Source organism: Erwinia sp. MYb416 (genome assembly GCF_037479575.1).
In the GTDB taxonomy this organism is placed as follows: domain Bacteria; phylum Pseudomonadota; class Gammaproteobacteria; order Enterobacterales; family Enterobacteriaceae; genus Erwinia; species Erwinia rhapontici.
In genome coordinates this window covers 1-795 of the sequence record NZ_JBBGYT010000288.1, presented here as the reverse complement: position 1 = coordinate 795, position 795 = coordinate 1, and the positions used below count along the sequence as shown (strand labels likewise).

The following is a 795-nucleotide window of genomic DNA, read 5'->3' as shown; positions in this document are numbered from 1 at the left end:
CTGCTGTTATTCACTTCCTTATTATGCTGGCGTGCAGTGTGCGGCACGGTGTCGGTATATTCCGTGAATAATCGCCAGTCAGAGATCTTTTACTGGGTCACGATTATGTTTTCCCAAACGCTGGGGACGGCGCTGGGCGACTGGACCGCTGATTCGGCAGGAATGGGTTATCTTGGTGGGATAGTCATTTTTGTTGTGGCACTGGTGGCTTTACTGGGATGTTATCTGTTTACCCGTTGGTCACGCACGGCGATTTTCTGGGCTGCCTTTATCCTGACGCGTCCACTCGGGGCAGTGGTCGGAGACTTCCTGGATAAACCACTGGCACACGGCGGACTGGCGCTGAGCCGTTACGGGGCCTCATTCACGCTGATGCTGTTTATAGCCGTCTGCATTCTGCTGCTGCCACAACGCTCTGCACAACGCGAAACGGCGTAACAAGAGCGCGGCGATCTGAAAGGCAAAGGGCCAGTCGTAAAATACGATTGGCCCTTTGCTATTGCCAGCCGTATCCTCAACCGTTCTGGCGGATACGTGCAATCAGTGCTTCCACATCCGGCACATGATCAGCCAGCAGGATCAGGCTGCGCCCCAGGATTATCGCCTGGCGCACGCATTCGATGCGCATCGCTTCATCTTCGATCTTCTTGATATCTGCGACCTGCGACATCCCCACGGTACGGCGGATAAGTTCAGTGCCGCAATAGCCGATGGTATCGCTCCACACCTTACGCAGGAATTCGCGGGAGTAGCCCGGCACGGCCAGCGCACGATCGCGGCTCTTCTCTGCCGCCA

At 56.1% G+C, this 795-nt stretch carries 2 pseudogenes; one reads left to right on the top strand and one right to left on the bottom strand.

The annotated features are described in order from the left end of the window. Window positions 1–438 (top strand): annotated as a pseudogene (locus WH277_RS02600) (hypothetical protein); the annotation flags it as partial. 76 nt (window positions 439–514) lie between these two features. Here the strand turns inward: WH277_RS02600 and WH277_RS02595 are convergent. Then, window positions 515–795, bottom strand: a pseudogene (locus tag WH277_RS02595) (S-methyl-5-thioribose kinase); the annotation flags it as partial.